Annotated in this window: 24 protein-coding genes, 1 pseudogene and 1 riboswitch; of the genes and pseudogenes, 12 read left to right on the top strand and 13 right to left on the bottom strand. The window is 59.1% G+C overall.

Annotated elements, in window-relative coordinates; translation table 11 throughout:
• Window positions 1–142 precede the first annotated feature (142 nt).
• Window positions 143–772 (bottom strand): LysE family translocator, encoded by a 630-nt coding sequence (locus KUF73_RS13355; RefSeq protein ID WP_218438494.1) that lies wholly within the window; start codon window positions 770–772, stop codon window positions 143–145.
• Window positions 773–863: 91 nt separating this feature from the next.
• Between KUF73_RS13355 and KUF73_RS13350 the strand changes: the two genes are divergently transcribed.
• From KUF73_RS13350 to KUF73_RS13340, 3 genes are all read left to right on the top strand, one after another.
• The gene (locus KUF73_RS13350) at window positions 864–1,829 is read left to right on the top strand and encodes a 2-hydroxyacid dehydrogenase (protein WP_218438493.1); all 966 of its coding nucleotides are present in this window, start codon (window positions 864–866) and stop codon (window positions 1,827–1,829) included.
• Window positions 1,830–1,862: 33 nt separating this feature from the next.
• Complete coding sequence (locus KUF73_RS13345; protein WP_218438492.1) at window positions 1,863–2,861, top strand: class I SAM-dependent methyltransferase; 999 nt, start codon at window positions 1,863–1,865, stop codon at window positions 2,859–2,861.
• A gap of 52 nt (window positions 2,862–2,913) precedes the next feature.
• Window positions 2,914–3,036, top strand: a riboswitch (yybP-ykoY riboswitch).
• An 89-nt stretch (window positions 3,037–3,125) separates the two neighbouring features.
• Window positions 3,126–3,710: a TMEM165/GDT1 family protein gene (locus tag KUF73_RS13340; RefSeq protein WP_218438491.1), complete on the top strand. Its 585-nt coding sequence runs from the start codon at window positions 3,126–3,128 to the stop codon at window positions 3,708–3,710.
• A 121-nt stretch (window positions 3,711–3,831) separates the two neighbouring features.
• Here the strand turns inward: KUF73_RS13340 and KUF73_RS13335 are convergent, their stop codons facing one another.
• Window positions 3,832–4,650, bottom strand: a complete 819-nt coding sequence (locus tag KUF73_RS13335; RefSeq protein ID WP_218438490.1) for a M48 family metallopeptidase — start codon at window positions 4,648–4,650, stop codon at window positions 3,832–3,834.
• 213 nt (window positions 4,651–4,863) lie between these two features.
• Here KUF73_RS13335 and KUF73_RS31715 point away from each other — a divergent pair.
• Window positions 4,864–6,207: pseudogene (locus tag KUF73_RS31715) on the top strand (HAMP domain-containing protein); the annotation flags it as partial.
• Between the two features lie 15 nt (window positions 6,208–6,222).
• Window positions 6,223–7,065, top strand: coding sequence for a methyl-accepting chemotaxis protein (locus KUF73_RS31710; protein WP_371135469.1), 843 nt, complete (start codon window positions 6,223–6,225; stop codon window positions 7,063–7,065).
• 62 nt (window positions 7,066–7,127) lie between these two features.
• On the opposite strand, the gene KUF73_RS13325 is transcribed toward KUF73_RS31710, so the two are convergent.
• From KUF73_RS13325 to KUF73_RS13315, 3 genes are read right to left on the bottom strand one after another with little or no spacing between them, the layout of a single operon-like run.
• Window positions 7,128–7,751 (bottom strand): SOS response-associated peptidase, encoded by a 624-nt coding sequence (locus KUF73_RS13325; RefSeq protein WP_218438488.1) that lies wholly within the window; start codon window positions 7,749–7,751, stop codon window positions 7,128–7,130.
• A gap of 35 nt (window positions 7,752–7,786) precedes the next feature.
• A complete protein-coding gene (locus KUF73_RS13320; protein ID WP_218438487.1) occupies window positions 7,787–8,047 on the bottom strand; it encodes a putative signal transducing protein in 261 nt (86 codons plus the stop codon).
• 9 nt (window positions 8,048–8,056) lie between these two features.
• The gene (locus tag KUF73_RS13315; RefSeq protein WP_218438486.1) at window positions 8,057–8,239 is read right to left on the bottom strand and encodes a CPXCG motif-containing cysteine-rich protein; all 183 of its coding nucleotides are present in this window, start codon (window positions 8,237–8,239) and stop codon (window positions 8,057–8,059) included.
• Window positions 8,240–8,378: 139 nt separating this feature from the next.
• Here KUF73_RS13315 and KUF73_RS13310 point away from each other — a divergent pair, with 139 nt between their 5' ends.
• Window positions 8,379–9,545, top strand: coding sequence for a 1-acyl-sn-glycerol-3-phosphate acyltransferase (locus KUF73_RS13310; protein WP_218438485.1), 1,167 nt, complete (start codon window positions 8,379–8,381; stop codon window positions 9,543–9,545).
• A gap of 148 nt (window positions 9,546–9,693) precedes the next feature.
• On the opposite strand, the gene KUF73_RS13305 is transcribed toward KUF73_RS13310, so the two are convergent.
• Window positions 9,694–9,978, bottom strand: a complete 285-nt coding sequence (locus KUF73_RS13305; protein WP_218438484.1) for a hypothetical protein — start codon at window positions 9,976–9,978, stop codon at window positions 9,694–9,696.
• Between the two features lie 194 nt (window positions 9,979–10,172).
• Between KUF73_RS13305 and KUF73_RS13300 the strand changes: the two genes are divergently transcribed.
• Window positions 10,173–10,379, top strand: a complete 207-nt coding sequence (locus KUF73_RS13300) for a hypothetical protein (protein WP_218438556.1) — start codon at window positions 10,173–10,175, stop codon at window positions 10,377–10,379.
• 175 nt (window positions 10,380–10,554) lie between these two features.
• Here KUF73_RS13300 and KUF73_RS13295 read toward each other — a convergent pair whose 3' ends face one another.
• Window positions 10,555–11,139, bottom strand: a complete 585-nt coding sequence (locus KUF73_RS13295; RefSeq protein WP_218438483.1) for a YajG family lipoprotein — start codon at window positions 11,137–11,139, stop codon at window positions 10,555–10,557.
• A 204-nt stretch (window positions 11,140–11,343) separates the two neighbouring features.
• Here KUF73_RS13295 and KUF73_RS13290 point away from each other — a divergent pair, with 204 nt between their 5' ends.
• Entirely contained in the window at window positions 11,344–11,577 is a 234-nt protein-coding gene (locus KUF73_RS13290) for a hypothetical protein (protein WP_218438482.1), read from the top strand.
• Between the two features lie 739 nt (window positions 11,578–12,316).
• Window positions 12,317–13,825 (top strand): malate dehydrogenase (quinone), encoded by a 1,509-nt coding sequence (gene mqo / locus KUF73_RS13285; RefSeq protein ID WP_218438481.1) that lies wholly within the window; start codon window positions 12,317–12,319, stop codon window positions 13,823–13,825.
• Between the two features lie 154 nt (window positions 13,826–13,979).
• On the opposite strand, the gene KUF73_RS13280 is transcribed toward mqo, so the two are convergent.
• From KUF73_RS13280 to KUF73_RS13265, 4 genes are all read right to left on the bottom strand, one after another.
• Window positions 13,980–14,267, bottom strand: a complete 288-nt coding sequence (locus tag KUF73_RS13280) for a PA4642 family protein (protein WP_218438480.1) — start codon at window positions 14,265–14,267, stop codon at window positions 13,980–13,982.
• 63 nt (window positions 14,268–14,330) lie between these two features.
• Entirely contained in the window at window positions 14,331–14,816 is a 486-nt protein-coding gene (locus KUF73_RS13275) for a hypothetical protein (RefSeq protein ID WP_218438479.1), read from the bottom strand.
• A gap of 143 nt (window positions 14,817–14,959) precedes the next feature.
• Window positions 14,960–15,433, bottom strand: a complete 474-nt coding sequence (locus tag KUF73_RS13270) for a WbuC family cupin fold metalloprotein (RefSeq protein ID WP_218438478.1) — start codon at window positions 15,431–15,433, stop codon at window positions 14,960–14,962.
• Window positions 15,434–15,436: 3 nt separating this feature from the next.
• Complete coding sequence (locus tag KUF73_RS13265; protein WP_008045996.1) at window positions 15,437–15,994, bottom strand: hypoxanthine-guanine phosphoribosyltransferase; 558 nt, start codon at window positions 15,992–15,994, stop codon at window positions 15,437–15,439.
• A 176-nt stretch (window positions 15,995–16,170) separates the two neighbouring features.
• Here KUF73_RS13265 and upp point away from each other — a divergent pair, with 176 nt between their 5' ends.
• Together upp and KUF73_RS13255 are read left to right on the top strand one after the other, a co-directional pair.
• Window positions 16,171–16,809 (top strand): uracil phosphoribosyltransferase, encoded by a 639-nt coding sequence (upp, locus tag KUF73_RS13260; RefSeq protein ID WP_218438477.1) that lies wholly within the window; start codon window positions 16,171–16,173, stop codon window positions 16,807–16,809.
• 2 nt (window positions 16,810–16,811) lie between these two features.
• A complete protein-coding gene (locus KUF73_RS13255) occupies window positions 16,812–18,086 on the top strand; it encodes a uracil-xanthine permease family protein (protein ID WP_217873473.1) in 1,275 nt (424 codons plus the stop codon).
• Between the two features lie 105 nt (window positions 18,087–18,191).
• On the opposite strand, the gene hemH is transcribed toward KUF73_RS13255, so the two are convergent.
• On the bottom strand, window positions 18,192–19,217 hold the full coding sequence (gene hemH, locus KUF73_RS13250; protein WP_218438476.1) for a ferrochelatase: 1,026 nt from the start codon (window positions 19,215–19,217) through the stop codon (window positions 18,192–18,194).
• 13 nt (window positions 19,218–19,230) lie between these two features.
• Complete coding sequence (locus tag KUF73_RS13245; RefSeq protein ID WP_218438475.1) at window positions 19,231–20,133, bottom strand: TIGR01777 family oxidoreductase; 903 nt, start codon at window positions 20,131–20,133, stop codon at window positions 19,231–19,233.
• A 198-nt stretch (window positions 20,134–20,331) separates the two neighbouring features.
• On the opposite strand from KUF73_RS13245, the gene KUF73_RS13240 reads away from it, so the two are divergent.
• Window positions 20,332–21,318, top strand: coding sequence for an NAD(P)/FAD-dependent oxidoreductase (locus KUF73_RS13240; RefSeq protein WP_218438474.1), 987 nt, complete (start codon window positions 20,332–20,334; stop codon window positions 21,316–21,318).
• The last annotated feature ends 268 nt before the right edge of the window (window positions 21,319–21,586 follow it).

Below are 21,586 nucleotides of genomic sequence, written 5' to 3'. Positions count from 1 at the left end.
AGATATTGCACGAACCCTGTAGGAGCTGCCGAAGGCTGCGATCTTTTGATTTTCAGCGGTATCAAGACCGCCAAAGATCAAAAGATCGCAGCCTTCGGCAGCGCCTACAGGGGACCGTGCCAGGCGAGATATAGGTGTTTTTTCAGTGCATTTCGGTGAAGGCGAGCTTCACGCCAATCGCGATCAGTACCGCACCCATGGTCCGGTCGAACCAGTGGCCCATGCGGGCGAAACCGGCACGCACGCGCTGTTGGCTGAACAGCATCGCCACCAGGCAGAACCAGGTCGCCGTCGCCACGGCGAGGTAAACCCCGTATCCGGCTTGAACCGTTAGCGGCGTGTGCGGATTGATCACCACGGTGAACAGCGACAGGAAAAACAGCGTGGCTTTAGGGTTGAGACCATTGGTTACAAAACCGGAAGTGAAGGCACCACGCGCGGTGCGCTCGCCGGCTTCCTTGTGCAGATCGTCCGCTACCGGTTTGGCCGGTTGCGCACGCAGCGCCTTGAAGCCGATGTACAGCAGATAAGCGGCGGCGGCCCATTTCAAGGCGTTGAACAGCACGATTGACTGCGACACGATCAACCCGATACCCAGCAACGAATAGCCAACGTGCAGGAAAATCGCCGTACCGACGCCCAGCGCCGTCCAGGTACCGGCGCGACGACCGTGGGTCACGCTCTCACGCACCACCACGGCAAAGTCCGGGCCGGGGCTGGCTACGGCCAGCAGGTGAATCAGGGCAACGGTCAAGAACTCGGTCCAGTACATGGGGGCTCCTTTTGGCCAAGCGTAAGAATTTGTTTCATCTGGTAGGCTCGGCAGATTACGCCTTCAGTTCATTGCACAAAAGGTACAGTTGATGACGAACACTCGCCGCGCCGTTTTCCTCGACCATCCGTCTCTAGACCTGGGCGACCTCGATCTCAGCCCGCTACGCGAATGTTTCGGCGAGTTGCAGTTGTATGCCCAGACACTGCCGGATCAGGTGATCGACCATCTCAAGGGTGCCACCGTCGCCATCAGCAACAAAATCCTGATCGATGCCGCAGCCATGACGGCCAGCCCCGAACTGAAGCTGATCCTGATCACTGCCACCGGCACCAACAACGTCGACCTCGCTGCCGCCCGCGCCCACGGCATCACCGTGTGCAACTGCCAGGGCTACGGCACGCCGTCGGTGGCGCAGCACACGATCATGTTGCTGCTCAACCTGGCAACACGCCTGGCCGATTATCAGAAAGCGGTCGGCGAAGGTCGCTGGCAGCAGGCCAAGCAGTTCTGCCTGCTGGATTACCCGATTGTCGAACTGGAAGGCAAAACCCTCGGCTTGCTCGGTCATGGCGAACTGGGCGGCGCGGTGGCGCGCCTGGCCGAAGCCTTTGGCATGCGCGTGTTGCTGGGGCAGATTCCGGGGCGTCCTGCCCGGCCGGATCGTTTGCCGCTGGAAGAACTGCTGCCGCAAATCGACGCACTGACCCTGCACTGCCCGCTCAACGAACACACCCGCCACTTCATCGGTGCCCGCGAGCTGGCCTCGATGAAACCCGGCGCTTTCGTAGTCAACACGGCCCGTGGCGGCCTGATCGACGAACAAGCGCTGGCCGATGCCCTGCGCAATGGCCATTTGGGCGGTGCCGCCACCGATGTACTGAGCGTTGAACCACCGACCCATGGCAATCCCTTGCTGGCCCACGACATCCCTCGGCTGATCGTGACGCCGCACAATGCCTGGGGCAGCCGCGAAGCGCGGCAGCGAATCGTGGGGCAAGTCACCGAAAACGCCCAGGGCTACTTCAGCGGTAAGGCGCTGCGGGTCGTCAGTTGATAAACTGCGGCACTTTTTTTCACAGGAGCAGTTATGGATCCGCGCAGTGAAGTACTGCTTCGTCAGGCTGAATTATTCCAGGGTTCGGTGCTGCTGGCCGGTTTGCCCGCCGACGACTTGCTGGGCCGCCTGCCCGCCGCCCATGGATGGTGCTGGCATGCAGGCGATCAGGCGGCGCTGGATGCACGCTTTGCCGAGCGCAGCCATTTTGGCGTGAACGTGCCGGAGCGCGAGTTCGATAGCGCCGTAGTGTTTCTACCCAAGTCCAAGGACCTGACCGATTACATCCTCAACGCCGTGGCCTCGCGCCTCGAAGGTCGCGAGGTGTATCTGGTGGGTGAAAAACGCAGCGGCATCGAAGGTGCAGCCAAGCAACTGAACCCGTTCGGCAAGCCACGCAAGCTCGACAGTGCACGGCATTGCCAGCTCTGGCTAGTGACCGTGGCCAACGCACCACAGGCAAAATCGCTGGAAAGCCTGGCCGAAGAATACGAACTGCCGCTGGCCGAAGGCCCGCTCAAGGTCATCAGCCTGCCGGGCGTGTTCAGCCATGGCCGACTCGATCGCGGCAGCGCGCTGTTGCTGGAGCATCTGGACAAACTGCCGAGCGGCCATTTGCTGGACTTTGGTTGTGGCGCCGGGGTGTTGGGGGCTGCGGTAAAACGTCGCTACCCGCACAACCAGGTCACTTTGCTCGACGTTGATGCATTTGCTGCTGCCAGTAGCCGACTGACTCTGGCTGCCAACGGCCTGGAAGCCGAGGTGCTGACCGGTGATGGGATCGACGCAGCCCCCATGGGTTTGAGTGCAATTTTGAGCAACCCGCCATTCCATGTCGGGGTTCACACCGACTACTACGCCACGGAAAACTTGCTGCGAAAAGCAGCCAAACATCTGAAAAACGGCGGCGAACTGCGCCTGGTTGCCAACAGCTTTCTGAAGTACCAACCGCTGATCGAAGAGCATCTGGGCGTGTGCGCAATCAAGGCTGAAGGACAGGGTTTCAGAATCTACCGGGCCAAACGCGGCTAACACTTTTTTTGAAAAAGAAGGCTTGCCGAATGGATTTTGCCTAGGCAGAATCCGCTCCGTCCTAGGGGAGTAGTCTCCCACGAGCGCCATGCTCGTCCGGCATACGTCAACATACTTGGTCCTCAGACCATGGCGTATGCGACCCAAGCGTCCGCATCAGACGGATCGCAGGGTTTGACAAGACCTATGACACGAACACCTTACCCGGGGCGGGAAGGCTGTACGTGTCATAGCCGTGTCGACCCGCCCCTTAGGAAAACCCTGATGCTGGATTCTCTTCTCGTTCCCACCGCAATCGTTGCCTTGGCCGAAATCGGCGACAAGACGCAACTGCTCGCGCTCATTCTCGCTGCCCGTTTCCGCAAGCCCTGGCCGATCATCGCCGGCATCGTCGCCGCGACCCTGGCCAACCACGCTGCAGCCGGTGCGGTAGGTGCCTGGGTCGGTAGTTTCTTCTCGGATACGTTGCTGCACTGGATCCTTGCGGCCAGCTTCACTGCTACCGCTTTGTGGACCCTGGTGCCGGATAAAATGGACGACGACGAAGCCAGCACCGCCCGCAAGTTCGGGCCGTTTCTGACCACGCTGATTGCGTTCTTCCTCGCGGAAATCGGCGACAAGACACAAATCGCCACCGTGATGCTCGCCGCGCAATATCCGGAACTGTGGCTGGTGATCATCGGCACCACACTCGGGATGTTGATTGCCAACGTGCCGGTGGTATTGGCGGGTAACTTTGCGGCGGACAAATTGCCGTTGACGCTGATTCGCCGGTTGGCAGCGTCGGCGTTCTTCATTCTGGCAGTTGTCGCGGTGTACAAGGCGATGCAGAGCAGCGGCTGGGTTTGACGTTTTTAGTCAGTAGAACCGCGTAATCGTTCTTCGCGGGCAAGCCTCGCTCCTACAGGATGGGTGATCTGTAGGAGCGCGGCTTGCCCGCGAAGGCGTCAGCGGCTTCGACGCATGACGATCAGGACTTCTTGGCCTGTTCGTAAAGCGGCATGACTTTCGGAATCGCCGCCTGCAACGACGCAATTCGGCTGGACGAGTTCGGGTGCGTACTCATGAATTCCGGTGGCGAGCCTTCCGAAGCCTTGGTCATTTTGTTCCACAGCGTGATCGCCGCATTCGGGTTGTAACCGGCGCGCGCGGCCAATTCGAGGCCGATCAGATCTGCTTCATTCTCATTGGCACGACTGTTGGGCAACGTCATGCCGTAGTTGGCCACGGTATCGGCCAGAGCCAGGCTGTCCTGACCCAGGCCAAGCAGCGCCCCGGCGCCCTGTTTGGCCATTTCAATGCCGTACGCCTTGGACATTGCTTCACGACCATGTTCACGCAAGGCGTGGGCGATTTCATGGCCCATGACCGCCGCGATTTCATCGTCGGTAAGTTGCAGTTTGTCGATCAGCCCGGTGTAGAAAATGATCTTGCCGCCTGGCCCGCAGTTGGCATTGAGCTCATCGCTCTTGATCAGGTTCACTTCCCACTTCCACTGAGCCGAATCCGGTCGAAAATTCGGCGCCTGGGCAATCAGCCGATCGGCAATCGCCTGGACGCGTTTGGCATCGCTGCTGGTTTTGTCCAGCACACCCTGACTGGTCGCTTCTCCCACGGTCTTTTGATAAGACTGGGCGTACATCTGGTTGACCTCTTCCGAGGACAACATGCTGAACATGTACTGTTTGCGCTCAACACCCACAGCCCCACCGCTGGTGGTGTTGACCGACTGACAGCCGGTCAGTAGCAGACCTGCGCTCAACGCGCACAAAACCAATGTCTTGTTCATTAAAAAACCCCTTGAAAACATGCCCGTATCCTAGGCGTGGAAATGTATCGGCGCCAGATACAAAGGACATAAGACGCGTAATTCGGATAAAGCTCTCTTCGCCGTAGGAAAAAATGCATATACCCGGCCAAGCCACCACGGTCGGCAACGACCCGCAACGGCTCATTTGCGACATAGCGCTTTGCTAAACAGTCAATTCACCCGCTTCCGCTCATGCCCATCCCCCCCGGGCCGATACATCTCCGCAGACGACCTATTGCGTGCGGAGCACCCATGAAATTCAAGTCAATCCAGTTTTCCGTGGCCGCCCTTGCCGGCGCCATTGTTCTTAGTGTCGTCGCGGCTTTGGTCGTGTACGCATTGTTTTCCGGTGCACGGACGCAAGACATGGTCCAGGAGCGGACCCAGGCGCAATTCGAGCAAGTGATCGAACAACGCCTGACGTCACTGGCGCAGACCCAGGTCAGCCAGATTCAACGTGAACTCGAAGCACCGCTGCTGATTGCCGGCGGCCTGGTGCGGGTCAACGCGCTGATTGGCACGCCGGGGGCCGACGGCCAGCCCGCGCTGAGCCTCAGCCGTGAGCAGTTGATCGGCCTGATCAAGGAAAACGTGGCCAAGAATCCTAAAATTCTCGGCACCTACATCGGCTGGGAAAAAGACGCGCTGGATCACAACGATGCGGCTTACGTCGGCACTAAAGTGGTCGGTATCGACGCCAGCAACGGGCGCTTCCTGCCGTGGTGGTTCCGCAACGAGGACGGCAGCCTCGGCCTGGATAAACTGGTGGACGTCGACGACCAGAAAACCCTGTCCACCGGCGTGCGCGCCAGCGAGTACTACCTGTGCTCGAAGGAAACCAAAAAGTCCTGCGTGATCGATCCGGCACCTTATAAGGTCGGCGACAAAATCGTCATGCTCGCCTCCTTCATTGAACCGATCATGCTTAATGGCACCTTCCAGGGCATCGTCGGTGCCGACCTGTCGGTGAACTTCATTCAGGAAATGCTCCTGGGCGCCAACCAGAAACTCTACAGCGGCGCGGGCGAGATGGCCCTGATCGGCGGCAATGGCCGGATCGTTGCCTACACCAAAGACCCGAGCAAATTCGGCGAAAAAGTCAGCGATATCCTCGATAGCAAACAGATTGCCAACATGGCCAATCTCAAGCGTGGCGAAGTCACCTACACCGTCGACAAGGCCCAGGGCCGGATCGAACTGTACCTGCCTTTCGGCATCGGCCAGACCGACGCCCGCTGGACCCTGATGCTGCAACTGCCGCTGAACGCCGTAATGGCCGACCTGCAAAAACTTCAGGCTGACCTGAACACCCAGCGCAAATCCGACACGTTCGGCATGGCCATGGTCGGCCTGCTGATTGCCGGTATCGGCTTGCTGGTGATCTGGCTGGTGGGCCACGGCATCGCCCGCCCACTCAAGCAAATGGTCGCCATGCTCGACGATATCGCTCAGGGCGAAGGCGACCTCACTCGCCGCCTGACCAGCGACCGCGCCGACGAACTGGGCTCGATTGCCAAAGGCTTCAACACCTTCCTGGCCAAGTTGCAGGTGATGATTACTCAGGTAGTGGCCTCGGTGCAGAGCGTCAGCGACTCGTCGGAACACACTGCCGACATCGCCATTCGTACCAACACCGGCGTGCACAAGCAGATGGCCGAGATCGATCAGGTCGCCACGGCGGTGCACGAAATGACCGCCACCGCCCAGGACGTGGCGCGAAACGCGACCCAGGCTGCACAAGCCGCCAGTCATGCGGATCAGGCCGCCAGTCAGGGCATGCAAATCGTGCGCGACACGTCGAACTCCATCGGCGCGCTTGCAGTGGAAATCGGCCGCGCCGTCGGCGTGGTGCAGACCCTGGCCAAGGACAGCGAAAACATCAACGCGATCCTTACCGCCATTCGTGGGATCGCTGAGCAGACCAACCTGCTGGCCCTGAACGCCGCCATCGAAGCGGCACGAGCCGGGGAGCAGGGTCGCGGGTTTGCGGTAGTGGCCGATGAAGTGCGCAATCTGGCGCAGAAGACGCAGAAAGCCACCGAAGAAATCCAGACCATGATCCAGCAGCTGCAACAAGGTACGCGGGATGTGGTGCGGGTGATGGAGGACAGCCAGAACCGCACGGACGAAAGTGTGCAGCACGCGGCCAAAGCGGCAGAAGCACTGGAAACCATCACCAAAGCGGTGTCAGTGATCAACGACATGAACACCCAGATCGCCAGCGCCGCCGAGGAACAAAGTGCGGTGGCCGACGATATCAACCGTAACGTGATCAACATCGGGCAAGTGGCCAACGAAGTGGCGGGTGGCGCGGATGAATCGAGCGCGGCCAGTGCGGATCTGACCAAACTGGCCGAGCAGCAGCGGCGGTTGATCAATCAGTTCAAGGTTTAGGATTTAGCAGCAAGATCTAAAGATCGCAGCCTGCGGCAGCGCCTACAGGGGATCGCTGCCACTCAACCCGGGGTCAGACACTCTGGCCCATTAAGCTTCGGATCATTCACCATGTTGGCCAGCACCCGTTCGCGCAACGCAGCGGGTTCGCTGGCGAGCAGCGCCTGCAAGGCATGCAACGGTGTTTCGGGATTGAGCCAGATGTCCTGCGCCGCCGCATCGAGAATCAACGGCCGACGCTGACTGGCCGCCGGCTGGGTAATCACCGCCGTGCTCAGCCACACCTGTTCCTGCACCGGATAGGCTTCCCAGATCGCCGCAAAGAACAACGACGAGCCCTCCCCCGGCGTCAACCAATATGGACGCTTGCGCGTGGTGCCGCGCCATTCGTAGAAACCATTGGCTGGCAACAGGCAGCGGCGTTCGCGCAGGGCCTGGCGAAACATCGGCTGTTCGGCCACGGTTTCGGCGCGGGCATGGGCCGGTGTGCGGGACAGGTCGGTCAACCACGGTGGTGTCAGGCCCCAGCGCGCGCGGGCCAGCTCGCGCTGACCGTCTTCGCCGGCACGCACCATCAACACCGAATCATTGGGGGAAATGTTCCACTGGGCCTGCTGATCGGCGGGAAAGCCTGGCAGGGCCGCGAAGGCGGAATTCCAGCGAAACAGGGCATAACGTCCACACATGGGGCAGCACAACTCTTGATCAAACGAACACCAGCCTAACAGACCAGCGTGCCGGGAAAGCTCTCCGGTTCATCGCCGGACAGCGGCAGCGCGGCATTGTACGCGGTGATCAGCGCCCGGGCGTATTCGGCCTGGTCGTTATCCACCGATAATCCCAGCAGGCCGAAGATCGGCAGCTCACCCGTGCCGCCCACCAGATCACGGCCGACCAGATGCGCCTCGATGCCTTCGCTGGCAAGCATGCCTTTGAGCAACTCGCCTTCCATCAGGTTTTCCGGTTCATAGATGCGCTGCATAGTCGCCCCTCAATCGTTTTCACTGAAAACTTCGAGATGCCATTCCTCATCGTGGACCTGCAAAACGAACGTTATCGGCCGGCAGCACACCTGACAATCTTCAATATAGGTCTGGTCCCCACCGGACAAATCCAGAGAAGTCTCGACTTCCTCACCACAATACGGGCATTCGTAAACTGCGGGTTCCAGCATCGCGGTCTCCCAGGTGACTTGTGCGTATAATCGCCGGTCTATTTGCAGGGCTATTTTTGTCTGACTACTTTTTCAGACCGTACCCCGCTGGTTTTCGATCAAAACCTTTACTTACCCTAGCCGTTTCTAACAAGAGAGCATGATGGGCGAATTCGATGCCATCCGACCTTACGACGACAGTGAAGTCCCAGCAGTGCTGGCACGGCTGCTCGGCGACAAGGCGTTTCTAGATATCCTCACCCACTTTCGCTTCCCGCGTTTTGCCGGCGCTTTAGGCTGGGCACTCAAACCTCTTATAGCTCATCGGCTGCGTCGTGAGTTCGCCGGCGTCAATTCAGTCGCGACTTTGCAGGACAAAGTCGAAGTTTACGTCGACCACACCATTGAACGGGCCACGGACGGTGTGACGTACACCGGCGTCGAGCAGTTCAAGTCCGGCAGCGCCTACCTGTTTATCGCCAACCACCGCGACATCGTGATGGACCCGGCCTTCGTCAACTACGCCGTGTACCACGCCGGCCTGCCGACGCCGCGCATCGCCATTGGCGACAATCTGCTGCAAAAGCCTTTCGTCAGCGACCTGATGCGCCTGAACAAGAGCTTCATCGTGCACCGTTCGATCACCGGTCGTCGCGAGAAAATGGCGGCGTACCAGCTGCTGTCGGCGTACATCAACCATTCGATCCGCAACGATTGCGCCTCGATCTGGATCGCCCAGGCCGAGGGCCGCGCCAAGGACGGCGACGACCGTACCGAGTCGGCGATCCTCAAGATGTTCCACATGAGCCGCAAGGACGAGCCATTCGGCGAAGTCATTCGCTCACTGAACCTCACCCCGGTGTCGATCAGCTATGAATACGACCCGTGCGACCAGGCCAAGGCTCGCGAACTCTACACCCGCGCCACCACCGGCACCTACACCAAGGCGCCAGGCGAGGACGACGTGAGCATCGCCAAGGGCATCACCGGCTACAAGGGCCGGGTGCATGTGAACTTTGCCGCGCCGATCACCGAACTGTTCGATGACACCAAGCAATTGGCGGTTGAAATGGACCGGCAGATCCTGGGCGGTTACCGCTTGTTCCCCGTGCATTACCTGGCCTATGCGCAGTGGCAGGACGCGGATCCGCTATTGCAGGTGCCAAATGCTGCCGAGTTGTTCCCCGCCGATGAATTGGCCAAGGCTCAGGAACAATGGCAGCAACGCCTGGACGCCTGCCCCGAAGAGCATCGTCCGTTTCTGGTGCTGCAATATGCAACGCCGGTGCGAAATCAGTACCGTGTGAAGGCAGGATTGCCGCTGTAAGGCAATTCGCAGATACGACAACGGCGCCTAAAGGCGCCGTTTTTTTTTGACTCAAAATCAAAAGATCGCAGCCTGCGCCAGCTCCTACAGGGTGAACGTCGACTCCATGTAGGAGTTGTCGCAGGCTGCGATCTTTTGCCTTTAAAACCTAAACCCGCGTGCTAATCCACGACACCAGCAACGCCAACCCCAGGCAAGCAAACCCGAAGCGGTAGAAAAACCGGTTCATGCGCGTGGTTGCGCCATCGAGCATCAACATAGGCTCATCGATACGACGGCTCTGGGTCTGCACCTCCAGATTGGCCAGCGCGCGCTGTTCGCGGCGACGGGTCGCGTGCAACAGCCATCCGCCGGGGCATGCAAAGAGCAAGGCCAGCAGGTTGATCAATTTGGCAGGATGGGCGGTAAACAGCGTCATCAAATGCAGCGACATTACAAACCTCGGGCAAAACAGGCGTGGCAGACGCCGAACCGACGACCGCGGCGCGGATTCTACCGAAAGCCTCCGCGTCTGCCCTCACCTTTGCGACAAATAACGACACAATTGACCAATGGCTGTCCTGCGTCACAGCGCCGTCATCTGAATGCGCCAGTCTGTCGCCCCTCGAAACCGACACGGACCTTGTCATGCTGCACGCTGAAAACCAGGATCGCCTCTATCTCATCAATCACAACGACGAACAACAAACCCTCGTCGGCAGCCTCGCCTTCAACGTGCAGGACCGCCACTGGCTGGTCTACTGCGCCCTCGGCGGCCATCAGCATGCAGACTTGCCGGAAGCAGATCTGCTGACCGGTGTCAGCGTGCTGGACTTTTATTCGCAAGCCGCCTGACCCCGCAGATACCGTGTAGGAGCTGCCGAAGGCTGAGATCTATTGATCTTGATCTTCTGTGGTCAACAGCAAGATCAAAAGATCGCAGCCTGCGGCAGCTCCTACAGATTCGGTGAAGGTATGAAAAAGCCCGGGGCCATTGCTGGCACCGGGCTTTTTTACATCTGGCGAACAGTTATTCGCCGAGGATCTGACCCACGGTCGGGTCCTTGAACAGACGGGTCAGCGCATCGCTCAACACATCGCTGACCAGCTTGGTGTTGGTTTCCTGGTTCGGAGCCATGCCGAAACGCTGGTCCAGGGACGCGCCATAACGACCGCTGTAGCGACGGTTGGCATTCTGCACATCGGAGCGGAACGTCGCGCCAATGGTCGCCTCTGTCACGTACATGCCTTCTTTAGGCGACTGGTACTTCAGCTCGGCCAGGGTCACGGTCAGTTGCGGTGCATTCATCGCATTGGCGGTTGGGGTAAAGCCCAGCAGGCGTACGGCCGCTTCAGCCTGAGCTTGTAACTTGGGCAGAATCTGCGCGCCCTGCACAGTAATCGCGCTGGTTTCCGGGTACAGGCCACCGCGGGTGCCCAGGGTTGGCGACGGACGGCCGTCCACCACACGCACCACCACTGGCTGACCGTGGCCTACCGGTGCCAGTTGAGCCGTGAGCTTGGGTTCCGGGCTCAGTTGTTGCGGGCTGTGGGCGCAGCCGACCAGCGTCAAGCTGGTCACAGTGATCAAACCGAACAACAGGCGTTGCAACATGCTCTTCTCTCCAGAATCAGGTACAAACAGGCCGGCAGTATAGCGGTGCGCCACTGTGGCTAACTAGCGTCTTGCAGTGATTGCTGAAATCTCTGACAAACCCTTCAGACCGCGGTTCCTGTCATACATCTGTCACCCCTCATACACCTGCATGTAACTGCTCGCTGGCAATCTTCGTAGCAGTCCCCAACACGGTACTTACCCATGCGTTTTCTCATTTCATTGTTTGCCCCACGTCCGTTGCACCGCAGCTTTGCCCTGCTCGACAGCAACGGCCATTGCCAGGCATTCAAGCAATGCAGCCTGCAGCCCATGGGCGATGGCTGGGTCGAAATCGAAGAAATTCGCCTCAACTGGCTGCACCAACCATTGCCTGCCAGTGCCCGCGTCAGGCAGCACACACCCCGCTCACGAGCGCAGCAACTGTTAACCACCTGACCAGACGCCTAATAAAAGTCATTAAACACGACCAATTCCCTGCGTTTCTTAGATACAATCTCCCCCCGATTATAAGGACGTCTCCTGATCGGGCCTCGCAGCATCGTCAATGCCTCGGTATTGGCACCCCGCACCGCCCACAGAGAGCCGCCCACACAGATCGTGTGAAGCTGGCGCGCTTGCTGTTCCTCTGGCAAAAACCCACTTTTCGCGAATCTGCAGAGCTGTCATTACGCTCGGTCACTGAGCTGTTTGCCCGTTTTGCCTGCCATGTATTCCCTGGCGGCAATCCATCCGGGTACGGTGCCAGGCTGGGACAGCCCTTTTTTGAGGTTCACGTCTTCAAAAGAGCGTGAAAAAAACGGGTTTTCACAACTTCACAAGAGTGTGGCGAGCAAATGAATAGTTTTGCGTCTGAACATGCACCATTAGCGTCTACAACAGCCCAACGACACAGGACCGAGTATTCCTCGAACACCGGAGCCTGAAGCCTGTCCGCTACGGATTTGGTTGCACAAACGGATGTATCGACCATAAGTCGAATTGCCAGCCGCACGTTGAAATGAGTTCATAGGGCTCTGATTAGACCCGGCAGGTAGCGTCCGTCGAAGTTGCAAAAAATTGCGAAGATTCGGACATGGCGATCCTGCCATGGGTACCTGGGGCATTACTGACACGCCCCGTCACTCCTGGCAGCCATGCCGTCAATTTGGTGCTGCAGATTTTGGAGACGCGTTAAATGGCGCATAACGAAGCAGTCGACGTAGTACTGGTTGGGGCGGGCATCATGAGTGCCACCCTCGCGGTATTGCTCAAAGAACTCGACCCCGCGATCAAGCTGGAAGTCGTCGAGTTGATGGATTCCGGTGCTGCGGAGAGTTCCAACCCGTGGAACAACGCCGGCACCGGCCACGCAGGCCTGTGCGAGCTGAACTACACGCCGCAGTCTGCCGATGGCAAAGTCGACATCAAGAAAGCCGTGCACATCAACACCCAGTTCGAGGTGTCGAAGCAGTTCTGGTCGTACCTGACCAAGAAAGGCACGTTCGGCTCGTGCAAATCGTTCATCAGCCCGGTTCCACACCTGAGCTTCGTGCAGGGCGACAGTGGCGTTTCCTTCCTCAAGGAACGCTTCAATGTGCTGAGCAAGCACCACGCCTTCACCGACATGGAATACACCGAAGACAAGGCCAAAATGGCCGAGTGGATGCCATTGATGATGCCGGGCCGGGCCGCTGACGAAACCCTGGCGGCCACTCGCGTGCTCAACGGCACCGATGTCAACTTCGGCGCCCTGACCAACCAGTTGCTCAAGCACTTGACCAGCGCACCCGATGCCCAGGTCAAGTACTGCAAGCGTGTGACCGGCCTGAAGCGTAATAACGGCGGCTGGACCGTCAGCATCAAGGACGTCAACAGCGGCAACACCCGTGAAGTCGACGCCAAGTTCGTCTTCCTCGGCGCTGGCGGCGCGGCATTGCCGCTTCTGCAAGCTTCGGGCATCGAAGAGAGCAAAGGCTACGGCGGCTTCCCGATCAGTGGCCAGTGGCTGCGTTGCGACAACCCGGAAGTGGTCAAACACCACCAGGCCAAGGTCTACAGCCAGGCCGCCGTAGGTTCGCCTCCGATGTCCGTGCCACACCTGGACACCCGCGTCGTCGACGGCAAGAAATCCCTGCTGTTCGGACCGTATGCCGGTTTCACCACCAAGTTCCTCAAGCACGGCTCCTTCATGGACCTGCCGATGTCGGTTCGCGCCGGCAACATCGGCCCGATGCTGGCCGTGGCGAAAAACAACATGGACTTGACCAAGTACCTGGTCAGCGAAGTGATGCAATCGATGGAACAGCGCCTGGATTCCCTGCGTCGTTTCTACCCGGAAGCGAAAGCCGAAGACTGGCGCCTGGAAGTGGCCGGCCAACGGGTGCAGATCATCAAGAAAGACGCGAAAAAGGGCGGCGTTCTGCAGTTCGGTACCGAACTGGTCGCGTCCAAGGACGGCTCGCTTGCCGCCCTGCTCGGTGCTTCGCCAGGTGCTTCGGTGACCGTCTCGATCATGCTGGAACTGATCGAAAAATGCTTCCCGGGCAAAGCCAAAGGCGAGTGGGCTGGCAAACTGGCGGAAATCTTCCCGGCCCGTGAAAAAGTCCTGGAAACCGACGCTGCGCTGTATCGCAAGATCAACGCGCAGAACAACGTCGCGCTGGAACTGGTTGAAGCCAGTAACGAGACCGAAAGCTACGCTTGATTCGGCCTCACAAAAAACGCCCCGCTCTCGTTGAGAGCGGGGCGTTTTTTTTTGCGCCGTCTAAAAGATCGCAGCCTCGTTTCACTCGACAGCTCCTACATAGATCAGTGTAGGAGCTGCCGCAGGCTGCGATCTTTTGATCTTGATCTTGATCTTAACCGCGAGCTTTCTCGATCAGCTCAATGTATTCCGGCGCATTACGCTGATCCTTGATCAGTGCGACGAAGTCATTGCCCTGCTCATCCTTGCCGTTCACGTCGAAACCGGCTTCGACGAAGAACGTCAGGAAACGCTCGAAGTCATCGATGCGCAGGCCACGGTAGGCCTTGATCAGCTTGTGCAACGAAGGCGAAGTGGCGTCGACCGGTTCGAAATCGAGGAACAACTTGATCTGCTCATCGCCGATCTCGTCACCAATCACTTGTTTCTTATCTTTACGCATTGCCGACTCCAGCTCGCAGACATTTCACGGGGCGGGCAGTTTACCCCCGCGCAGGCTTGGCACTCAACGCGAACGAGTGCTGCCTGTGTGCAGATCGCCCCAGACATGGCCGTTAGCGTAACTGAGGAACTGGCAATACACCGTGTCATTGCGCAACAAGTCGATCACCACCCGGTACTGAGCCATCGGGTAGAAAAGCGTCAGGGTTTTACTCTTGTCGTCGTAGACCGGTTTTTTCAGGCTTTTGCTTTCGCCATCGAAATTGACCAGCACCTGACTGATTGTTGCGCCTTTATTCAAGGATTTGCCCTTGAGGCGGATCAACAATGGCGAAGTGACCGGGATCGGCTGCTGGGTTGACTGACGCTGACTGCCGACCACTACCGAATACTCGGTGACTTGCAACAATTGTTGTTGCTCGGGTTCTGCTTCACGCAGGGTCAAGTCATCCGGCGGCAGAAATTGCGCGTGCATCGGCGCCGGGGCGGCGGCCAAAGGCAGACTGAGGGCCAGCAACAAGGCGGCGCAGCTGCGGATCAAAAGGCTCATGACAGGCTCCGGAATCGGGGCCGAGCACTCTAGCACGGGTTTTATGGGTCCTCGCAAAGCAAAAGATCGCAGCCTTCGGCAGCTGCTACAAAAGTCCGTGTAGGAGCTGCCGAAGGCTGCGATCTTTTGATCTTGCTTGAGTCTTAATCGAACTGCGCGCGCATCCAGGCGTGATACTCGGCAACACCCGGCTCACCTTCGCGCGGTGCCCAGTGCGCCAGTTCACCTTCACCGACCGGGCGATAAGGCCCAGCCTTGCATTCGAACATCAGGCTGTCAGCTTCAAGCACCACCAGCCCATGGAACACACCTGTCGGCAGGTCGACACCGATGCTGTCGCCACCGGCCCGCAGCACACGCTTGCTCACCACCGCACCAGACTCATCGAAAATCAACAAGCCCAACTGTCCTTTGAGGACCAACAGGGTTTCAGCCTTGTTATCGCCCAAATGCCGGTGAGGCGGGATGTACGTAGACGGCTGCAATCCCACGGCCATGCGATGGCAAGCGTCTTCCATCTCATGAAAATTGTGATGTTGACGCCCACGAGCGCTGGCCACCGCTTTCTCGGCCAACTCGGCGAACAAGGTCTGATCAAGAAAACGCGGCGCGGTCATGTCTTACATTCCTTTAACGGCAAAAATCCCGTTGGCGTTGCGCCAGTAGCCTTTGTAGTCCATGCCGTAACCGAAGATGTAACGGTCGATGCACGGCAGACCGACGAAATCAGCCTTCAGGTCCGGGCGAGCCTTGCGGTCGTGGTCCTTGTCGATCAACACGGCGGTGTGCACTTTACGTGCGCCGGCGTGTTTGCAGAAGTCGATGATCGCGCCCAGGGTGTGACCTTCGTCGAGGATGTCGTCGATGATCAGCACGTCACGGTCGATGAACGACACTTCAGGCTTGGCTTTCCAGAACAGGTCGCCGCCGCTGGTTTCGTTGCGATAGCGGGTGGCGTGCAGGTAGGACGCTTCCAGCGGGAAGTGCAGGTAGGTGAGCAGTTTGCCAGAGAAAATCAGCCCGCCGTTCATCACACAGAACACCACCGGATTGCTGTCCGCCAGTTGATCGTTGATTTGCGCACCGACGCGGGCGATGGCCGCCTCGACTTCAGCTTCGGTGTACAGGCAGTCAGCCTCTCGCATGATTTGACGGATATGCTCGAGATCAGCGGACATGGCGCTCTCCAAGGGGGTGGTAAAGGGAGGGACGGATTCGGAAAAGCGGGCAAAGGTACGCATCCCGCACGGCCAGATCAAGCGTTTGTGGACTAACGTACTGTATGTCTATAGGACAACACCCTCGGATAGATTAATCTAGGCCGGTTTTTTTGCCCGCCGCCGGAGCCTTTCCCATGCCCATCCTCGAGATCCGCCATCCGCTGATCCGTCATAAACTTGGCCTAATGCGCCGCGCAGACATCAGCACCAAGAATTTCCGTGAGCTCGCTCAGGAAGTCGGCGCCCTGCTGACCTATGAAGCCACCAAAGACCTGCCGCTGGAAACCTACGATATCGAAGGTTGGTGCGGCACGGTGTCGGTCGAGAAAATCGCCGGCAAGAAAATCACTGTAGTACCGATCCTGCGCGCGGGTATCGGCATGCTCGAAGGCGTACTCAGCCTGATCCCGGGCGCCAAAGTCAGCGCGGTGGGCGTGGCCCGCAACGAACAGACGCTGCAAGCCCACACTTACCTGGAAAAACTGGTCCCGGAAATCAACGAGCGCCTGGCGATGATCATCGACCCGATGCTCGCCACCGGCAGCTCCATGGTCGCTACCATCGACCTGCTGAAAAAGGCCGGTTGCCGCGATATCCGCGCCATGGTGCTGGTTGCCGCGCCGGAAGGCATCGCCGCCGTAGAGAAGGCCCACCCGGACGTGACCATCTATACCGCCTCGATCGACGAAAAACTCAACGAACACGGTTACATCATCCCGGGTCTGGGCGATGCCGGTGACAAGATCTTCGGCACCAAGCAGAAGGACGCGTGACCATGCAGCAAGAGTTCAACGATCCGCTCTGGCGCACGGTGCTGTCTGGCGCACAGATGCTGTTCGTGGCCTTCGGCGCCCTGGTGTTGATGCCGCTGATTACCGGCCTCGATCCGAACGTGGCGCTGTTTACCGCCGGCCTGGGAACTATTCTGTTCCAGATCGTCACCGGGCGTCAGGTGCCCGTATTCCTGGCATCGAGTTTTGCATTTATCACCCCGATCATTCTCGCCAAGGGCCAGTTTGGCCTGGCCGCGACCATGGGCGGCGTGATGGCGGCCGGCTTCGTCTACACCTTCCTCGGCCTGGCCGTGAAGATCAAAGGCACCGGTTTCATCGACCGTCTGCTGCCACCGGTGGTGATCGGTCCGGTGATCATCTCCATCGGCCTGGCCATGGCGCCGATTGCCGCCAACATGGCGATGGGCAAGGCCGGCGACGGTTCTGAGCTGATTCATTACCAGACGGCGATGCTGATCTCGATGCCGGCGCTGCTGACCACCCTGATCGTCGCGGTGTTCGGCAAAGGCATTTTCCGCCTGGTGCCGATCATTTCCGGCGTGCTGGTGGGCTTTGGCATGGCGTTCTACTTCGGCGTGGTCGATACGGCGAAGATTGCCGCCGCACCGTGGTTCGCGATCCCGCACTTCACCGCGCCGGAATTCAACTGGCAGGCGATTCTGTTCATCGTTCCCGTCGCCCTGGCCCCGGCCATCGAGCACATTGGCGGGGTCATTGCCGTCGGCAGCGTGACCGGTCGCGACTACCTGAAAAAACCCGGCCTGCACCGCACCCTGCTCGGCGATGGCATTGCCACTACCGCTGCCGGCCTGTTCGGCGGCCCGCCCAACACCACCTACGCCGAAGTGACTGGCGCGGTAATGCTGACCAAGAACTACAACCCGAAAATCATGACCTGGGCGGCGATCTTCGCCATCAGCCTGGCGTTCATCGGCAAATTCGGCGCGCTGTTGCAAAGCATTCCGGTGCCGGTGATGGGCGGGATTCTCTGCCTGTTGTTCGGTTCGATTGCGGCGGTGGGCATGAACACGCTGATTCGCCACAAGATCGATCTGGGCGAAGCGCGCAATCTGGTGATTGTGTCGGTGACCCTGGTGTTCGGGATTGGCGGTGTGCTGGTAGGGACGGGCACCGGTCCTGATGACTTCGGCCTCAAAGGCATTGCGCTGTGCGCGGTGGTGGCGATTGCGCTGAACCTGATCCTGCCGGGCAATGACAGCTGGAAGCACAAAAAGGCGGATGAGCCGCTGCTCTAAGTCAGCTTCAAGAATGCCTTCGCGGGCAAGCCTCGCTCCTACAAGTCTTGTGTCGATCTATTGAACGACATACCCCTGTAGGAGCGAGGCTTGCCCGCGAAGCTTTTAAAGCGCCAGAGGCGCCCTTTCACACAACGAACTCAACGCCCGTGCCCACTGCGGGTCATCGTTGAGGCAAGGCACCAGCACCAACTCCTCCCCTCCTGCTTCTCGGAATTGCTCCAACCCGCGATCACCGATCTCTTCCAGGGTCTCGATGCAATCGGCAACAAAGGCCGGGCACATCACCAGGATCTTCTTCACCCCACTCTTGGCCAGTTCATCGAGGCGCGCTTCGGTGTAGGGCTCAATCCATTTGGCACGGCCCAGACGTGACTGAAACGACACCGACCACTTGCCGTCCGGCAGGCCCATGCGTTTGGCGAACTCGGATGCGCTGCGCAGGCATTGAGCGCGGTAACACGTCGCAAGGACGGAGGGTGAAGCGTTCTTGCAGCAATCCTCATTCTTGAAGCAATGCTGGCCGGTCGGATCAAGCTTGGTCAGATGCCGTTCGGGTAAACCGTGGAAACTCAACAGCAAGTGATCGTAATCCTGCTGCAAATAAGGCTTGGCACTGGCGACTAAGGCATCCAGGTATTCCGGCTGATTGTAAAACGGCTGGAGAATCGACAGTTGCACGTCGAGTTTTTTCTCGCGCAACACACGCTTGGCCTCTTCGATCACGGTGGTAGTGGTGCTGTCGGCGAACTGTGGATAAAGCGGCGCCAGGGTGATGCGCTTGTGCCCCGCCGCCGCCAGACGCAGCAGCGATGTCTCAATGGACGGTTCGCCATAGCGCATCGCCAACTCGACCGGGCCGTGATGCCACTGGGAAATCATGGCCTGTTGCAGGCGACGGCTGAGCACCACCAGCGGCGAGCCCTCCTCCCACCAGATCGACGCATAGGCATGGGCCGACTGTTCCGGGCGCTTGATCAGGATCAGCGACACCAACAGGCGCCGAACCGGCCATGGCAGGTCGATCACATAAGGGTCCATCAGAAACTGATTGAGGTAGCTGCGCACATCCGCCACCGAAGTGGAGGCTGGGGAGCCCAGATTGACCAGAAGCAACGCGTGATCCGTCATGCAACGTCCTATATCAAAGGCGGCTGGACAGATCGTCCAGAGCCGCGCGCAAATCAGTGAACTGGAAAGTGAAACCCGCCTGGAGCAAGCGCTCCGGCGTCGCACGCTGGCCACCCAGCAACAACAATGACAACTCGCCCAGGCCGACCTTCAGCGCCAAGGCCGGCATCGGCATGAACGCCGGGCGATGCAGCACGCTGGCCAACGTTTTGGCAAATTCGCGATTACGCACCGGCTTCGGTGCGCAGGCATTATATGGACCGCTGGCGTCATTGCGATGCAGAAGAAAGTCAATCAGGGCGATTTGGTCGTTGATATGAATCCACGGCATCCACTGCCGACCATTGCCAATCGGGCCGCCCAGACCCAATTTGAACGGCAATAACAGCCGCGACAAAAAGCCGCCCTCCGCCGACAGCACCAACCCGGTCCGGATAAGAATCACCCGAATACCCAAGGCCTCGGCGCGCTGCGCGGTTTCTTCCCAGGCGATGCACAACTGGCTGGCGAAATCTTCGTTGACCGGCGGCGAATCCTCGGTGAGTTCGCGCTCACCGCCATCGCCGTACCAACCGACTGCGGAACCGGAGATGAATACCTGCGGTTTCTGCTCGCGGTTTTCGAGCCAGGTCAGCAAGGTTTCAGTCAGTGTGATGCGGCTGCTCCACAGCAAGGCTTTGCGCTTGTGGGTCCACGGGCGGTCGGCAATCGGGGCGCCAGCGAGGTTAACAATGGCATCGACCGGAGCGTCGCCAAGGTCTTCGAGTCGGGCAACGCCACGCACTTGAGCGCCACAGATTTTCGTGACTTTTTCAGGCTTGCGACTCCAGACCGTCAAGCGATGACCCTGACTCATCCACTGTCGACAGAGCTGACGTCCTATCAAACCAGTACCGCCGGTCAGCAATATGTGCATGACTTCTTCCTCGCGTGGCGTTTTACCCTGATCACTAGTCTATTTTTATAAGTAAGGGATCTTTTGGTATCGGGCAGGCTCTGTGTTTAACAATAGGCCAAGCTGTCAGAACAAGAACGCTAAAAGTTATACCAAAAAACAATATTGTACAGGTTTCAACCCCGGCGTAGTCTGTACAGAAAGGTAAACGAGGCCCTTATGACTGTACCTATCGCAATCATCGGCACCGGCATAGCCGGGCTCTCAGCCGCACAAGCCCTGACAGATGCAGGGCACGTCGTGCAACTTTTCGATAAAAGCCGCGGCAGTGGCGGACGCATGTCGAGCAAGCGCAGCGATGCGGGCGCCCTGGACATGGGCGCGCAATATTTCACCGCCCGCGATCGCCGTTTCGTCACCGAGGTCCAACGTTGGCAAGCCAATGGCTGGGTCGCCGAATGGACGCCGCAGCTGTACACCTTCCAGGGCGGCCAGCTTAATCTGTCACCGGACGAACAGACCCGGTGGGTCGGCACGCCACGCATGAGCGCCATCACCCGCGCCCTGCTCGGCGATCTCGAAGTGCATTTCGCCTGCCGGATCACCGAGGTCTATCGCGGCGAAGAGCATTGGCATCTGCAAGACGCCGAGGGCTTCACCCATGGGCCGTTCAGTCATGTGGTGGTCGCCACGCCGGCGCCGCAGGCAACTGCGTTGCTGGCCTCCGCGCCGAAGCTCGCCGGTGCCGCCGCCGGGGTGAAAATGGACCCGACCTGGGCCGTCGCGCTGGCGTTCGAAACGCCACTGGATACGCCTATGGAAGGCTGCTTCGTGCAAGACAGCCCGCTAGACTGGCTGGCGCGCAACCGCAGCAAACCGGGGCGCGACAACACCCTCGACACCTGGGTCCTGCACGCCACCAGTGCCTGGAGCCGCCAACATATCGACCTGCCCAAAGAAGCGGTGATCGAGCAATTGCACGGTGCCTTCGCCGAGCTGCTGCACGATTCCATGCCCGCGCCGACTTTCAGCCTCGCCCACCGCTGGCTCTACGCCCGCCCCGCCAGCAGTCATGAATGGGGCACGCTGGCCGATGCCGATCTGGGCCTGTATGCCTGCGGCGACTGGTGCCTGTCCGGGCGTGTTGAAGGTGCCTGGCTCAGCGGCCAGGAAGCCGCCCGCCGCCTGCATGAACACCTGCAGTGAATCGCATCGACCCGAGCAAGTTGCTGCTGTCGAAATGGACAGCAGCCCACCCGTAAAATCTCGCGCCACACACCACCGAATGTAGGAGCTGCCGAAGGCTGCGATCTTTTGATCTTGCTTTTAAAAGGCAAAATCAAAAGATCGCAGCCTTCGGCAGCTACAGGGCCGCTACAAAAACCTGTACAAAAAATTTGACTTGTACACCTTTGAATCTATTATGAACTTAAGTTGTACAAATTTAACGATCTGTACAGGTTTAGATTTCGAG

The sequence above is a fragment of the Pseudomonas sp. PD9R genome (assembly GCF_019200975.1).
In the GTDB taxonomy this organism is placed as follows: domain Bacteria; phylum Pseudomonadota; class Gammaproteobacteria; order Pseudomonadales; family Pseudomonadaceae; genus Aquipseudomonas.
The sequence above is the reverse complement of the archived record's forward strand: the minus strand, read 5'-3'. Positions and strand labels throughout refer to the sequence as shown.

Coding starts and splice junctions, on each gene's coding strand:
- KUF73_RS13290 (WP_218438482.1), top strand. CDS start 11,344: ATGCGTTTTCTCATTTCATTGTTTGCCCCACGTCCGTTGCACCGCAGC.
- mqo (WP_218438481.1), top strand. CDS start 12,317: ATGGCGCATAACGAAGCAGTCGACGTAGTACTGGTTGGGGCGGGCATC.
- KUF73_RS13335 (WP_218438490.1), bottom strand. CDS start 4,650: ATGAACAAGACATTGGTTTTGTGCGCGTTGAGCGCAGGTCTGCTACTG.
- KUF73_RS13275 (WP_218438479.1), bottom strand. CDS start 14,816: ATGAGCCTTTTGATCCGCAGCTGCGCCGCCTTGTTGCTGGCCCTCAGT.
- KUF73_RS13325 (WP_218438488.1), bottom strand. CDS start 7,751: ATGTGTGGACGTTATGCCCTGTTTCGCTGGAATTCCGCCTTCGCGGCC.
- KUF73_RS13355 (WP_218438494.1), bottom strand. CDS start 772: ATGTACTGGACCGAGTTCTTGACCGTTGCCCTGATTCACCTGCTGGCC.
- KUF73_RS13310 (WP_218438485.1), top strand. CDS start 8,379: ATGATGGGCGAATTCGATGCCATCCGACCTTACGACGACAGTGAAGTC.
- KUF73_RS13305 (WP_218438484.1), bottom strand. CDS start 9,978: ATGTCGCTGCATTTGATGACGCTGTTTACCGCCCATCCTGCCAAATTG.
- KUF73_RS13255 (WP_217873473.1), top strand. CDS start 16,812: ATGCAGCAAGAGTTCAACGATCCGCTCTGGCGCACGGTGCTGTCTGGC.
- KUF73_RS13270 (WP_218438478.1), bottom strand. CDS start 15,433: ATGACCGCGCCGCGTTTTCTTGATCAGACCTTGTTCGCCGAGTTGGCC.
- KUF73_RS13315 (WP_218438486.1), bottom strand. CDS start 8,239: ATGCTGGAACCCGCAGTTTACGAATGCCCGTATTGTGGTGAGGAAGTC.
- KUF73_RS13245 (WP_218438475.1), bottom strand. CDS start 20,133: ATGCACATATTGCTGACCGGCGGTACTGGTTTGATAGGACGTCAGCTC.
- KUF73_RS13265 (WP_008045996.1), bottom strand. CDS start 15,994: ATGTCCGCTGATCTCGAGCATATCCGTCAAATCATGCGAGAGGCTGAC.
- KUF73_RS13240 (WP_218438474.1), top strand. CDS start 20,332: ATGACTGTACCTATCGCAATCATCGGCACCGGCATAGCCGGGCTCTCA.
- hemH (WP_218438476.1), bottom strand. CDS start 19,217: ATGACGGATCACGCGTTGCTTCTGGTCAATCTGGGCTCCCCAGCCTCC.
- KUF73_RS13320 (WP_218438487.1), bottom strand. CDS start 8,047: ATGCAGCGCATCTATGAACCGGAAAACCTGATGGAAGGCGAGTTGCTC.
- KUF73_RS13345 (WP_218438492.1), top strand. CDS start 1,863: ATGGATCCGCGCAGTGAAGTACTGCTTCGTCAGGCTGAATTATTCCAG.
- KUF73_RS13280 (WP_218438480.1), bottom strand. CDS start 14,267: ATGCGTAAAGATAAGAAACAAGTGATTGGTGACGAGATCGGCGATGAG.
- KUF73_RS13295 (WP_218438483.1), bottom strand. CDS start 11,139: ATGTTGCAACGCCTGTTGTTCGGTTTGATCACTGTGACCAGCTTGACG.
- KUF73_RS13300 (WP_218438556.1), top strand. CDS start 10,173: ATGCTGCACGCTGAAAACCAGGATCGCCTCTATCTCATCAATCACAAC.
- upp (WP_218438477.1), top strand. CDS start 16,171: ATGCCCATCCTCGAGATCCGCCATCCGCTGATCCGTCATAAACTTGGC.
- KUF73_RS13340 (WP_218438491.1), top strand. CDS start 3,126: ATGCTGGATTCTCTTCTCGTTCCCACCGCAATCGTTGCCTTGGCCGAA.
- KUF73_RS31710 (WP_371135469.1), top strand. CDS start 6,223: ATGATTACTCAGGTAGTGGCCTCGGTGCAGAGCGTCAGCGACTCGTCG.
- KUF73_RS13350 (WP_218438493.1), top strand. CDS start 864: ATGACGAACACTCGCCGCGCCGTTTTCCTCGACCATCCGTCTCTAGAC.